The following is a 12,509-nucleotide window of genomic DNA, read 5'->3' on the forward strand; positions in this document are numbered from 1 at the left end:
ATGTCATGTTGCAATGTCCATATACTGTAATATCAATCCCTTAGACAGTAAGGTCCAGCCATCAAGCGCGACAAAAAGCACCAGCTTAATAGGTGTAGATATCGTCACCGGACTCATCATCATCATCCCCAGCGCCAGTAGCACGCTGGATACCACCAGGTCGACGACGACAAAGGGTAAATAGAGATAAAAACCAATTTTAAACGCGCTTTTTATTTCGCTCAGCGCATAAGCAGGTAATAACGCAAATATTGATGGTTTTTCAATTTCATCTTTGTCACGCTTTACCGTCTCGGTCTCTTCTCCATACTGACGCTTCAGTTGCGCGTTTTCAAAAAACTGGACTAACTCGCGATCTGAATATTTGATCAGATAATCGCGATAACCATCCAGACCTTCATCAACGTGTTTACTTAATGACGAAATATCATTAAAGGTGACATCTTCGTCCTCAAAATAGACGTAGGCATCATGCATTATGGGCCACATAACAAACATAGAAAGCAGCAATGCGACGCCGTTAAGCGTCATATTTGAAGGTATCTGCTGCAATCCCAGGGCGTTACGCACCATGACAAATACAATAGAAAATTTAACGAAACAGGTTCCTGACGCAATAATAAATGGCAACAGGGTGGAAAATGCCAGTAAGGCAATTAATGAGATATCATTCCCCATTACCAGACTCGCTCAGCCATTCATGGATCTCAACGCCTAAGGTGTCATTCATCTGTACCAGTTCGCCATTACCCAGCAAAACACCATTCGCCATAATTTCAACGTTAAGTTCAGCATTGGTCGGCAGTGATAATAGCTGTTGCTGCCCCATGGCTTCGAGTTCGGCGAGGGTAACGTTCTTACGATACAAAACAAATTCCAGTTTGACGGGCAATTGGTTCAAGCCAGGCAGAGTTTCTGCAGTTTCAGTTGTATTATTTTCTTCTTCGATATGTTGAATATCTAACGTTTCCACAATAATTCCCCCTTCAACACGGTTGAAATGACCTAACTTTTTCGCGTAGCAATAAACTTCCGCACGGGAAGTACGAATCAGGAGTACATCTCCGATCCCGATTCGGCCCAGCAACGAACGCTGCGTATCACTGCTACCGATTACAAAGCGCAACGGCCAGCGCAGCATTTTCGGCCTGCCGCCCCCGACTGCAGGCAGTTCAGGAAGATATTCAAACCACAGGCCGCCCCGATCGCTCATAATGTGCAACAATTTCCCTTCCGGCAGCGCGCTTCCCGGCACGGGGTTCTCTACGCATAAACGCCGACAGGACAAATGCGGCACGGGCAACTCAAACGGTCGCTCTGTTGCAGCAAGCCAGGGAACGACCAGATGCTCAGCGCCAGCAGAAACCGCCGCCCCCGCCAGAGCGGGAGAGACATGCTCAAGCCAGTCCCCAGGTTTAATCCAGGCCGACCACCGTTTTTCTGCATCGCTCAACCGAACCCACATTCCCTGTCGCGTCGGATATTCCAGCGTCGCTTCCCGGCCATGGCGCAGGCATTCTGTCGCGGTTTGCGCCAATAGCCATTCGCGACGATCAATCTGTCTCACACGCAATGACATCAGGCGTCATCCTCCTCGCCAGATTGTTGTCTGTGCTGTTGCTGCTGCGGATTTTGTTGATCGTCTCGCGTCAGGTGCCAGCGCTGGGGATTACCGTTTTGCCATTGATCATGCAAACGATGTTCAACCTGCGTATTTGACGGTATTAACGAAAACTCCCCTGCTTGCCGCGCCTGAATATTGACGGAATAGTCATTTCCCCAGCGCTGAAAACGGTAAGTCAGCGAGCTATCCTCTCCTTTCACGCCATCGGCAGTGGGAAAAATAGTCATCATCGGCTTTGATTGCGCCGCTAAAGGCATTTTTTCATCGCCGCCGGTTAATTGGCTAAGATCGGCGATAGTGGTTGGTTGCAGCGGAAGCTGAGAAACATCTTTAACCTTTTTATGATCTTTATCGTCAGGCTTACCGGTATTGGCTGCGGCCATTCGGGCAGGTGCGACATCCCGCGCCAGCGGCGCGCCCTCTTTACGAACGCCTTCGCCCGCGATGGCTTTATTATCCCCAGGCAATGCCTTGATATTATCGTCAGAGATTCCCGTGGCGTTATCGGTTACTTCACTAACGGATTCCACAGCTTTTAAATCAGCAGATAATTTTTTACCGCTTACGCTTTCTAACGGCCTATTTTTAGACGATAGCAACGCTGCGGATTTATCTACTTTGGCCTCCGCAGAGATCAAACCGACAGATTTTTCAGCAGTGACTTTCAACAGTTTTTCAGCAATCCTGAGTTCGCCTTTTCCGTTATGATGCAGACCAGAAACGTTGCCATTGTGATGTTCTGATTTCGCTGGCGCGCCATGTCGCCATGCCGCCAGTAATACCGGTAAAGCCGTTTCTTTATGCATTACGAAAGCATCGCCATAGTCGCGATCTTTTTTATCACCGGAATATTCTGTCTTATGTTTCTCCACCGCTTTTTTTAATGCTTCTGATAAACCGCCGACCTCATCCTGCTGCGGCAGTAAAATGTTTCCGGATGAACTGACAGCTGACACATCGCCCATTAAATTATCTCCTCTGACTCGGCCTCTTCCTGCTGTATCTCTCGCTGGATGTAGTGTCTTTTCTGACGGATTATCCAGCGTTGATAGTTCCCTTCTTTGCGCAACCAATATTTACTTTTTTTCTGAAACTCTTCCCTTTTCTTTTCCAGCTCGCTCCGTTTTTCCTGAATTTGTATAATCTGGAGTTCTAAATCTTTTATCTGCCGGCGAACAATAGACTGCTTACGTAATAACGTATAAATTTCCTCACGACTGAGCTGTCTGTTTTCTGCACGCAGCGTATCTAATAACAATTTCAGACCCGCTATTTGTTCAAGGAGCGCCTCCTCCTCGGCCTGCAGCCCGCGGTCCTCATCCTGATAGCGAAGTAATATCGACTCACACTGTGAATGAAATACCGTACAGCGCCGCTGCAATACTTTAATTCTGGTCAGCGAATGCATTCATACCGCTCAACGTGTCATCAAAGGATGAATATTGCGCTACCGGCTGGCATAACCAGGCTTTCAGGCTATCCCGCATCTGCATCGCCCGATCGTTATCGATATTTTCGCCAGGACGATATTCTCCCAAGTCAATGAAAAGCTGGAGCTCTTCCAGACGCGTCATTAATTTACGCACGGCAGATGCCTGTTCAGCATGTGTCGGCGTCGTGACTTGTCCAAAAACGCGGCTTACGCTTTTCAGTACATCGATTGCCGGATAATGTCCCTGCCCGGCCAGCTTTCTGCTCAGATACAGGTGACCGTCAAGGATAGAGCGAATTTCATCCGCCATCGGGTCCGCCTCTTCCTCGCTTTCCAGCAGTACCGTATAAAAGGCAGTAATGCTTCCCTCGCTGGTCGCCCCGGGACGTTCCAGCAAGCGGGGCAAATTATCGAATACGGAGGCGGGATAACCTCGACGAGCCGGACGCTCTCCCGACGCCAGTGCCACATCTCGCAAAGCACGCGCATAACGGGTCATGGAATCGATAAAAAGCACGACCCGTTTTCCCTGGTCGCGAAAATATTCCGCTACGGTTGTCGCCAGTTGCGCCGCATTGCAGCGATCGACCGAGGGGAAATCGGAAGTGGCAAAAACCAGCACGCATTTTTCTTTCTTATGCGAAGCGCGCAACATATCCACGAATTCAGTGACCTCACGGCCTCGTTCACCGATAAGACCGATAACAAAGACATCCGCCTCCGTTTGCTCGATCAGCATATGCATCAGCATGGTCTTACCGCATCCTGCGGAGGCAAAAATGCCCATTCGCTGGCCTACGCCACAGGTCAATAACCCGTCAATCGCGCGCACACCGGTAATCAGCGGTTCACGGACGCCAACGCGCGAAGCGTAAGACGGCGGTGCGACATCAATAACGCGTTCTTCGCTAATCGGCGCCACTTCAGGGGTAAAACGCTCAACGATTTTCCCCGTCGGATCCAACACCGCGCCTAATACCGAGTATCCCACCCACGCCGATAACGCACGTCCAGTGGGATAAAGCACGACATCGCGGCTCAGCCCCTGGGCATTGCCGATAAGGCTCAGCACGGTGCGTTCCCGCTGTAAGCCAACCACCTGCGCACGTGCAACAACCTGTTTTTGGTGCCAGCCACGGCGTATTTCACACAGTTCGCCAATGGCCACATCGCGCAATTCCGCCTCAATAATTGGGCCGGTTATTTTTTGTGGGTAGGCCAGATATTGCAGTAAACGAGGTGTTTTCATCTCATTAGCGACCGACTAAAAACTTCCAGATAGTTGTAAAACCCATTCAAGGCAGTAGAGAACTTTTCACCGTCAGATAAAAAATCCGGATGCACTAAGGCTTTAAGCGTTAGCTCCCCATTCTGCTCCCCCAGTAGTAATTGCCCGCCGCGGGCAAAATGGCATCCTTCCATTATGGTCATTAAGATTTCATAAGCCCGCTGTTGTAATACCACCATGCTGTCAGCACCCAATTGCGCCCAGATCCATACATCATCGTCCTTGACGCTGATACAGATACTTGGCAATGCAAATAAATCCAGAACAATTGTTGAATGGCTATCTATTCCTCCGATGAGTGAAGGATCGCAACCACTTACTTCCAGTGCGGAACGAACTAATTCAGCGATATCCAAATGTTGCATAGATCTTTTCCTTAATTAAGCCCTTATATTGTTTTTATAACATTCACTGACTTGCTATCTGCTATCTCACCGAAAGATAAAACCTCCAGATCCGGAAAACGACCTTCAATCATTTTCTTAATAAATCGACGGACATCGACAGACGTAAGGAGGACAAGATCTTTATGTGCAATCAATAAATCATCCAACTTAAGTGTAATGAGATCCATCAAATTAGCGGAGGCTTCCGGGTCAAGGCTGAGGAAGGTACTGCCAGAGGTCTGACGGATCCCTTTGCGAATAACATCCTCAACTTCAGCAGATACCATTACTGCTCGTAATTCGCCGCCATTGGCGAATTTATGACAAATATAACGCGCCATTGCTCCACGAATATGCTCCACAAGGTTAATGACATCTTTTTCTCTTGGCGCCCACAATGCGAGCGCTTCCATAATTAATTTCATATTACGCACGGAAACACGTTCGCTTAACAAACGCTGCAAAACTTCAGATATACGTTGTACCGTGGCATGTCTGAGCACTTCTTTAAGTAAATCAGGAAATTTCGCTTCCAGTTGGTCCAGCATATGTTTTGTTTCCTGAATACCGAAATATTCATTGACGTTGCGCGCCAGCGTCACCGCCAGACAGTGGTAAAGCTCATCAAGCGCGTTCCGCAACACATAGCCAAGCTCCCGGAGTTTCTCCCCCTCTTCATGCGTTACCCAGAAATACTGACTGCTACCTTGCTGATGGATTGTTGGATTAATACCAAAGGACACGACTTCATCGGAATAATTTACCACTCGCATCAAATCAAAATAGACCGTAAATTGTTCAACACGGATCTCATTAATCAACAATACGATGCTGTTATCGTCCAGGCCCTCGCCATCGCGTAACAATACTTCCGGCAGGCGCACGCCATAATCAATAAAGAACTGACTACGTAGACGCTCCGCAAGTTGAGCTTTTTCCAGATCTTCACGCCGGCTCTTCGGCACAAGTAATATCAACGGTACGGTCTCTGTAGAGACTTTATCGAGATCGCCAATCAGTCCTAACGACGACCCTTCTTTTTCCTCAATACTGAGCGGCTGCTCGCCTTTGCTGGTTTTAGGTTTGGCGGCGCTACGTTTTGCTTCACGGAATTTAAAATAGAAGAGTACGCTTAAAACCACCGATAAAATAACAAAAACCGGCAGCGGGAATCCCGGCAGAGTTCCCATTGAAATGGTCAAAATAGCCGTAACAACCAATACAAATGGGTTGTTCAACAGCTGCGTCATGATATTCCGCCCCATATTATCGCTATCGCCATTTACGCGAGTCACGATAAAACCGGCACTAATCGCAATCAACAATGCGGGGATCTGGGCGACAAGACCATCACCAATGGTCAGCATGGTATAAGTAGACAGGGCGGAGGACAAATCCATACCATGGCGGGTCATCCCCACCGAAATACCGCCAATAAAGTTCACAAAGATAATAATGATGCCGGCAATAGCGTCACCTTTGATAAACTTCATCGCACCGTCAAAGGAACCGTAAAGCTGGCTTTCCCTTTCCAGTACGCTTCGCCGTTCGCGCGCGGCATCCGCATCAATAATACCGGCCTTCAAATCGGCATCAATACTCATCTGTTTACCGGGCATACCATCCAGAGAAAATCGGGCCGCGACTTCCGCGACACGTTCTGAACCTTTGGTAATAACGATAAACTGGACCACGGTGACAATAGAGAAGACAACAAAACCCACCGCCAGGCTATCGCCAATAACGAATTGCCCGAACGTGGCGATAATTTCACCGGCATCGGCTTCAATCAAGATAAGACGGCTGGTACTGATCGATAATGCCAGACGAAAGAGCGTGGTAATTAACAGTACCGCAGGAAACGTTGAAAAACTGAGGATTCTGTCAATGTAGAACGACCCCATAAACACCAATATCGCCAGTACGATATTCAGTGCGATCAGGAAATCAACCAGATAGGTAGGTAATGGAATGACGAACATAGAAATGATCATCACCATTAGTACCAGAATCAGTAATTCAGGTCGTAAACGAGCACTGTTAAGTAGAGAAAGCAGCACTATAGGTATCCTGTTAATATTAAATTAAGACAGCTTTTCAATAGTACGACGCTGTTCTGCCATTTCATGCTTGTAGGCAATATCGGTCATACTACGTAACGCCATTAACAATTCTTCCTGCCAATATTCTTCATAAAAGAGTGAAGAGGGTATGGCTTTACATACTTGATAAAATATCTGCAAAAAGGATGCATGTTCTTTATGACTAAGCAATAACGCATTCAAACCTATAATATCGGCTAACAGCGAATCCACTTCATGTGGCTGTTGCAATAGCGAAAGCATCAGTAGTAGCCACGACGACTCCTCCGCATTAAACGCTTTGGTAAACGAATACGACAACAATGTACTCACAAACAGTAGGTCAGCGGAGCGCAACATTTTAAGTTGCGTCAGGCGTCGTAAAAGCTGGCCAAACTCCAGGCGCGAACAGCTGGCGTCATTCGCGTCAATATCGGTTAATAGCGAACCCTCGATAAAATCCAGTACCACCAGTCGACGTTGATAGCCATAACTGGCTATCCAGTCAGAGTAAATCTCCACTTCATGTGATTCACTCTGGATAAATTGCCGATAGCTGGCGCGCAATAAGCCTGGTTTTAACGATAATGTTTTCCCAAAAAGCCGGGCCTTCAACGCACAATTAATCCCTGCCTTGAGGGTCTTCGGATCGGTTTGCTCTTCAACGTGCTTAAGTAACGACTCCAGCTTTTTCCGCACGATCTCTTCCAGATCTTTACGACGAAGCAATTCACGTAACACAAGGACTAAATCACTGGGGTCAGGAAATAAGCTACGCGCCTGACGTAAAAAATCTTCTAACGCGCCGCCATGTACGCTAATTAGCTTTAATATTTGTTTCGCCTTCGGTAAAGCCTCATCCTCCAGCACGCGTTCAAAACTGTTAGATAAATTACTGGATTTTTTTTCATAATCGCGACGGTTACGAAATTGCGCCAGCGCCGCTGACATTTCGTCCGTCGACTGGACAAATTTTTGTACTTCCGCCCCTGGAGACGAATCCTCTGCGGCCTGTTGTATTTCCGCCTGTTGCGCATCAGTATGCTGGGTCGCATCCTGATGAGATGTCTGCCGGGACAATATTCTGGAAAATGAAATACCGGAGGTTGAGCCAGGAATCATTTAATTGCCTCCTGACCTCTATCCAGATAAACACGAACCCATTTCTGTAACTTATCGTCCCCACTCCAGGCACCGCTTTGTTTCAGAATATTGTTTACCGATTCGCTGGCATCCGGCGTTAACGGGTCGACAATTTCTTTTGGTTCAATCATGAACACACGAACAACATTACTTTTATTCTTACTGGAATAACGGAACAGGCTACCAATAAGCGGTAATTTGCCTAAAAACGGAATACTTTGGACAGTATCGGTATTTGCATCCCGTGTATAACCACCGACCAGCAAACTTTTTCCGTGCGGAACTCTCGCAATAGTGCTAATTAACGTTCGCCCGACTTCGGGTAACGCATCTACGGAGGTGGTAGTATCGGATTGCGGCGTCTTATCGTTGCCATCTTCAATGTCCAGCGACATTTCTATCTGACCATCTGCGGAAAAACGGGGCAGCACTCGGATCATTGTTCCGTATGTTACATGCTCAAGCGCCACATTACGTTCCCCAATCAGCTTGGTGTAAAACGTTCTGTTGTTATCAAAAATAGCGGGAACATTTTCCTGAGTCAGTAATACCGGGCGCGAAACCACCGTCGCCTGTTTCTTCTCTTCTAACGCATTTACCGCGGCGATGAATCGACTGCCATCGAGGGTACTTATTGAAGACTGGTTTAATGACACGCCAAGTTTGTCCCCAATAGTTATGCTGCCGCTCCATGAAGTGCCCAAACGCTCCAGATCGCTTTTATTAAGATCGACAATCCACAGGGATAATTCTACGTGACGTTTGGCGACATCCAGCGCTTTAACCAGCATTTCGATAAAATGCACCTGCTCAGCCGTTCCCTTTACTAACAAACTGTTGGTATCCGGATAGGCCACGATTTTAATATTGCCCGCCGCGGCATTTTGCTTTAAAGCTTCCTGCAGACTCATGCCACCGGCATAATTTGCTGCTTTACCTTTTTCTCCATTCGCTGAAAACGCTGGCATCGCCGGGGGTTCGCTACTGACAATATTACCTAAAGGTTGCTCTTCTCCCTGCAACAACCTTTCAATGGCCGTGGCAATACCGGGGATAACCATTTTCTGATCGCGCAGATTGTAGGTACGATCGCCCACGAAGGTATTGTTCAGACGCATCACCCCTATTTTCTGGCGTCCCAGCTCAATACCATCGTTTTGCTTGTCCATCATGGTGGCGGCGTTGACCACCATATCAACATAGACGGGTGGCCCTGAAACATAGAATGTTCCTTTACGGTTATCGCCACGTAGCGGGTAATTTTTGTTATATAAACCTGAGCGTTTTAGAAAATTGTTGAACTCATTGAGTGAGACGTTGCGTAAAGAAACCACGGCATTGCGCATTTCACTGGCGTCATAAATATAGATAGCCTGCCCATCGAAATACCAAATCAGCCCCAGTTGTAGGGAAAGCTTCTCCAGTAATGCGTTAGGATCGTGAAACTCAAAGTTGCCCGTAATTTTTTTTCGTGCCGCCATTTTGCTAACAATGACAGGCTCCTTTAGCTGTAGCGCCATGGCATCGAAAAATGTCCGCAGGCTATCGTCTTTCGCAACAAACCCACTTCCCGTTACAGGTATTTTTTCACTAGAATAACCAGGTGTAACCAGAACAAGCGCGGCACATGCCAGCACTCTGGCCAAAAGAATATGTGTCTTCATTTGTCTGCCAATTGAATAATATTTGATAATTTCCGCGGCGAAACGCCGATCAGCTCTTTGATCTCACTAGAAAAATGTGAAGGCGATGAGTAACCATGATTAACGGCTAATTGGGTGATGTTCTCGTGGCCTTCTACACTATTCAGCAGCGATTGCGCCATACGCCAGTTTCGTAATTCACTCTTCGCTTTTCCGCCCAACGCTCTGCTGCACAAACGACGAAAATGGGTATAAGAAACGCCATAGTCTTCTCCCAGCATTCTCATCGTGTTGCCGCTGGTTGACTGAGCGAGTAAATAGCCAACCAACCAGTAACTCTCGCTTTTTCGTAACAGCGCCAGTACCTTATTGAAGGCCGGAGAAGGCGTAATAATTTGCTGCAAAAACCAGTACTCGCAGCGTTTACGATCTTGCCAAATAGCGCGAAACTCAGGACTCAGCAAAACCCATTTATCGGATTCAGCATATGTCGTGTCCACTAATCCTGCGCCATCGATAAATGCCAGTAATTTGCTGAGTACTTCAATTTTTAACGGTCGAAAAACCACGTCTCCTGATACTGGTGCGACAACGGCCTGCTCGCAAAAAAGCAGCGCGCCTTCCTGAATCAGGCAGTTTTCATTGTGTCGGCCTTCAGAAAATGACATATGCAGCTTTTGCGCGGAACACGTCTGTATAAACCATGCTTCCGGGCTGCGGATTTTCCGCTTCTCTCCTTCTTTAAGTACTTCCTGCGTATTTAGCATAGTTGTCAGCACCAGTTAAAAATCATTTTAATATGTAAACAATACCGGGAGCGGGTGGCAAAATCCTGATGCAATCATTATGAAACTGATGCCACCCGCTAATTAAATTAGCCAACTTGCACAGCACCCGCTGATTTAAAATAGAAAATCAGCTCATAGTATATAAATTCTGGCTTATTACTCTGCAGCAGCAAAAATTCAGATATTGTCATCGGGATGGAGAATTAATTATTTATATCAGGAGTTTTTTTTGCTAGCATTCCTGAAACGCATTCGCCCCTTATCACTATTGTCAGATAAAATTCTGACGGTTGTGTAAAAACATTGCGCCTCATTCTTCTGTAGTTGGAGTTAATATGAAAAAATTTTATAGCTGTCTTCCTGTCTTTTTACTGATCGGCTGTGCCCAGGTGCCCCTCCCTTCCTCCGTGAGCAAACCGGTACAGCAACCTGGCGCTCAGAAAGAGCAACTGGCCAACGCAAATAGTATTGATGAGTGTCAGTCTCTTCCGTATGTGCCGTCAGACCTTGCGAAGAATAAATCATTATCAAACCAGAACGCTGATAATTCCGCATCAAAAAATAGCGCAATCAGCTCAAGCATTTTTTGCGAAAAATATAAACAAACCAAAGAGCAGGCGCTCACCTTCTTCCAGGAACATCCACAATACATGCGTTCGAAAGAAGATGAAGAGCAACTCATGACCGAATTTAAAAAAGTTCTTCTTGAACCCGGAAGTAAGAATTTAAGCATATATCAGACGTTACTTGCTGCCCATGAAAGACTGCAAGCTTTATAAGGCCATATCACCGTTGGCTGAACTCATCATGATATAATTAAGACCATATTTTGCATTGCCACTTAATATCAATATAATTATTATAGCTATGGTCACTTTTACGGTTGGCCATTTGTCTCTTACGTTGCATTTATCAATCTGCTTTTTGATACAGCAGCACCTCGCTGCTGCTTTTTTTATTTGCGATAAAGAACTGCCTCCCAGACTCGGGAAAATAGCCGAAACTTATACTGACAAACTATCGTCTCGTATATCGCGGTAAACTGACATCCCCCTCTTTCTCCACATGTTGGCATTCTTACGATACCCCATCCACTTTTCGCGGATAACGTTCTTTTTACCTGTGACAGCGTATTGACTACCAGGCTAGTATAGCGGCAGAAACGTCCCGATGTCTGGAATGAATGGCAAACAGTCTATAAGGTGATTGAATGGATACGACAGAAGAACTAAACGGAACCTACTTCTACCACGGACAATCGAACCTGTCAGCAGGTGAACTATTTGATGTAATTGTCCTTGAGCAATTTTGTGATGAACCTGGGATTGGTATTGAGTCAGGTGCTGCTATCCTCGCCGGGCAACCGTGGTTAAAAACCAGAACGAAACCGGGAGAGGCAATCAAAGGGACAAGTGTTATCTCCAGGTATGGGAGAATGCTTTTACGAAATGCACGAACTACTTTTGGTATTAGCGTTCCTACACCCGTTGGTATAAGAATGCGAAAAACAAATAATCTTGCCGCAGTCATAGCACGATATGTTCCATGGTTAGGTTGGGTTGGTCTTGTGAATTCAATTTACCAGGTATCAAGGAGAACTCAGGCAAAATACAACCTAATAGCACGCCCTAAAGATCGTATACAATGGACATCCTTTTGATGGACACAATTCAGCAAGAGGTGTTAGCACTCTTCCGTGAAGAGATTCCCGGATATTTAGACAGCAATTGGAAAGAAATCCCTTTAGAACTTGATTCTGATTTATTTGAAGCTCCAGGCGATGACCTGCATGAAGCTTTGGATAAATTTGAAAAAAAATTTAATGTAGATTTATCACAAGTTAAATGGTCGTGTTATTTTCCCTGGGAGAATACTCCACTGCTTACACGATGGTTTAAATTAAAACGGGAAGATGTAGAACGAACTCGTACACCTTTAACAATCAGAATGTTTTCTGAGTCAGCGAAAGCTGGGAAATGGCTTTATGATTAGTGAAAAATATGTCGAATTAATCAGGAGTTAATTACTATGAATTTTGTTAATCGGTTAAAATTAAAAGTAGTAAATTTCATATGCTTTTCAAATTAAAATAATTTGTTGTATCTACCTTTCGATCACCAGTAA

The 12,509-nt window shown here is 46.1% G+C and carries 13 protein-coding genes; 3 read left to right on the forward strand and 10 right to left on the reverse strand.

Features of this window, described 5'->3' with window-relative positions; translation table 11 throughout:
• Positions 1-3: 3 nt before the first annotated feature.
• From spaP to invF, 10 genes are read right to left on the reverse strand one after another with little or no spacing between them, the layout of a single operon-like run.
• A complete protein-coding gene (spaP, locus tag ACH0WD_RS03580; protein WP_000526016.1) occupies positions 4-678 on the reverse strand; it encodes an SPI-1 type III secretion system export apparatus protein SpaP in 675 nt (224 codons plus the stop codon).
• Positions 668-1,579, reverse strand: a complete 912-nt coding sequence (spaO, locus tag ACH0WD_RS03585) for an SPI-1 type III secretion system protein SpaO (RefSeq protein WP_000058725.1) — start codon at positions 1,577-1,579, stop codon at positions 668-670. Before spaO ends, spaP begins: the two co-directional genes overlap by 11 nt.
• A complete protein-coding gene (spaN, locus tag ACH0WD_RS03590) occupies positions 1,579-2,589 on the reverse strand; it encodes an SPI-1 type III secretion system protein SpaN (protein ID WP_000503107.1) in 1,011 nt (336 codons plus the stop codon). Before spaN ends, spaO begins: the two co-directional genes overlap by 1 nt.
• Complete coding sequence (spaM, locus tag ACH0WD_RS03595) at positions 2,589-3,032, reverse strand: SPI-1 type III secretion system protein SpaM (protein WP_001747512.1); 444 nt, start codon at positions 3,030-3,032, stop codon at positions 2,589-2,591. Before spaM ends, spaN begins: the two co-directional genes overlap by 1 nt.
• On the reverse strand, positions 3,010-4,305 hold the full coding sequence (invC, locus tag ACH0WD_RS03600) for a SctN family type III secretion system ATPase InvC (protein WP_000856766.1): 1,296 nt from the start codon (positions 4,303-4,305) through the stop codon (positions 3,010-3,012). The genes spaM and invC overlap by 23 nt, the downstream gene beginning before the upstream one ends.
• Positions 4,302-4,709 carry an SPI-1 type III secretion system chaperone SpaK gene (gene spaK / locus ACH0WD_RS03605; protein WP_001164066.1) on the reverse strand — a complete coding sequence of 136 codons (408 nt, stop codon included), beginning with the start codon at positions 4,707-4,709 and terminating at the stop codon, positions 4,302-4,304. The genes invC and spaK overlap by 4 nt, the downstream gene beginning before the upstream one ends.
• 23 nt (positions 4,710-4,732) lie before the next feature.
• Positions 4,733-6,790, reverse strand: a complete 2,058-nt coding sequence (gene invA, locus ACH0WD_RS03610) for a type III secretion system export apparatus protein InvA (protein ID WP_000927219.1) — start codon at positions 6,788-6,790, stop codon at positions 4,733-4,735.
• Between the two features lie 24 nt (positions 6,791-6,814).
• On the reverse strand, positions 6,815-7,933 hold the full coding sequence (gene invE / locus ACH0WD_RS03615) for a type III secretion system gatekeeper InvE (RefSeq protein ID WP_000612171.1): 1,119 nt from the start codon (positions 7,931-7,933) through the stop codon (positions 6,815-6,817).
• Positions 7,930-9,618: a type III secretion system outer membrane ring protein InvG gene (invG, locus tag ACH0WD_RS03620; RefSeq protein ID WP_000848113.1), complete on the reverse strand. Its 1,689-nt coding sequence runs from the start codon at positions 9,616-9,618 to the stop codon at positions 7,930-7,932. Before invG ends, invE begins: the two co-directional genes overlap by 4 nt.
• Entirely contained in the window at positions 9,615-10,265 is a 651-nt protein-coding gene (gene invF / locus ACH0WD_RS03625) for a type III secretion system transcriptional activator InvF (protein WP_001747511.1), read from the reverse strand. Before invF ends, invG begins: the two co-directional genes overlap by 4 nt.
• Positions 10,266-10,720: 455 nt before the next feature.
• Here invF and invH point away from each other — a divergent pair, with 455 nt between their 5' ends.
• From invH to ACH0WD_RS03640, 3 genes are all read left to right on the forward strand, one after another.
• The gene (invH, locus tag ACH0WD_RS03630) at positions 10,721-11,164 is read left to right on the forward strand and encodes an SPI-1 type III secretion system invasion lipoprotein InvH (RefSeq protein WP_000715096.1); all 444 of its coding nucleotides are present in this window, start codon (positions 10,721-10,723) and stop codon (positions 11,162-11,164) included.
• Between the two features lie 431 nt (positions 11,165-11,595).
• Positions 11,596-12,045, forward strand: coding sequence for an STM2901 family protein (locus tag ACH0WD_RS03635; RefSeq protein WP_000381619.1), 450 nt, complete (start codon positions 11,596-11,598; stop codon positions 12,043-12,045).
• The gene (locus ACH0WD_RS03640) at positions 12,030-12,377 is read left to right on the forward strand and encodes a DUF1493 family protein (protein ID WP_001555786.1); all 348 of its coding nucleotides are present in this window, start codon (positions 12,030-12,032) and stop codon (positions 12,375-12,377) included. The genes ACH0WD_RS03635 and ACH0WD_RS03640 overlap by 16 nt, the downstream gene beginning before the upstream one ends.
• Positions 12,378-12,509 lie beyond the last annotated feature (132 nt).

Source organism: Salmonella sp. 2020_1395, assembly GCF_043848115.1.
GTDB classification, from domain to species: domain Bacteria; phylum Pseudomonadota; class Gammaproteobacteria; order Enterobacterales; family Enterobacteriaceae; genus Salmonella; species Salmonella enterica.

Excerpts from the sequence above, each read along its gene's own strand:
- spaP (WP_000526016.1), bottom strand. The coding sequence starts at position 678 with ATGGGGAATGATATCTCATTAATTGCCTTACTGGCATTTTCCACCCTG.
- spaO (WP_000058725.1), bottom strand. The coding sequence starts at position 1,579 with ATGTCATTGCGTGTGAGACAGATTGATCGTCGCGAATGGCTATTGGCG.
- spaN (WP_000503107.1), bottom strand. The coding sequence starts at position 2,589 with ATGGGCGATGTGTCAGCTGTCAGTTCATCCGGAAACATTTTACTGCCG.
- spaM (WP_001747512.1), bottom strand. The coding sequence starts at position 3,032 with ATGCATTCGCTGACCAGAATTAAAGTATTGCAGCGGCGCTGTACGGTA.
- invC (WP_000856766.1), bottom strand. The coding sequence starts at position 4,305 with ATGAAAACACCTCGTTTACTGCAATATCTGGCCTACCCACAAAAAATA.
- spaK (WP_001164066.1), bottom strand. The coding sequence starts at position 4,709 with ATGCAACATTTGGATATCGCTGAATTAGTTCGTTCCGCACTGGAAGTA.
- invE (WP_000612171.1), bottom strand. The coding sequence starts at position 7,933 with ATGATTCCTGGCTCAACCTCCGGTATTTCATTTTCCAGAATATTGTCC.
- invG (WP_000848113.1), bottom strand. The coding sequence starts at position 9,618 with ATGAAGACACATATTCTTTTGGCCAGAGTGCTGGCATGTGCCGCGCTT.
- invF (WP_001747511.1), bottom strand. The coding sequence starts at position 10,265 with ATGTCATTTTCTGAAGGCCGACACAATGAAAACTGCCTGATTCAGGAA.
- invH (WP_000715096.1), top strand. The coding sequence starts at position 10,721 with ATGAAAAAATTTTATAGCTGTCTTCCTGTCTTTTTACTGATCGGCTGT.
- ACH0WD_RS03635 (WP_000381619.1), top strand. The coding sequence starts at position 11,596 with ATGGATACGACAGAAGAACTAAACGGAACCTACTTCTACCACGGACAA.
- ACH0WD_RS03640 (WP_001555786.1), top strand. The coding sequence starts at position 12,030 with ATGGACATCCTTTTGATGGACACAATTCAGCAAGAGGTGTTAGCACTC.